Source organism: Virgibacillus sp. 7505, assembly GCF_002272135.1.
Lineage (GTDB): Bacteria > Bacillota > Bacilli > Bacillales > Amphibacillaceae > Terribacillus.
Genome location: NZ_NPBF01000344.1, coordinates 1 through 230, shown reverse-complemented (window position 1 = coordinate 230; position 230 = coordinate 1). Strand labels below are relative to the sequence as shown.

The following is a 230-nucleotide window of genomic DNA, read 5'->3' as shown; positions in this document are numbered from 1 at the left end:
CGTTTGTGTTAATGCTCCAAATAGGGGCGAGACAGGTTCCCGCACTTGAAAATCCATTGGGCCGTTTTTAATTTGCAAAATGACATTGTCTGCAAATGTCCCATCCAAAGGAGCAAAATGCTCATAGGCCGCCTTAGCCCTATCGGTCGAACGATCACGCCAATCTTGCAAGCAATCATAGACAAAGCAACGCCAAAACACAACGCCACCATATGGTTTTAACGCATCAG

General features: G+C 46.1%; 1 pseudogene. It reads right to left on the bottom strand.

Annotated features, from left to right (window positions below):
- Window positions 1–230: pseudogene (locus tag CHH91_RS19255) on the bottom strand (alpha-glucuronidase); the annotation flags it as partial.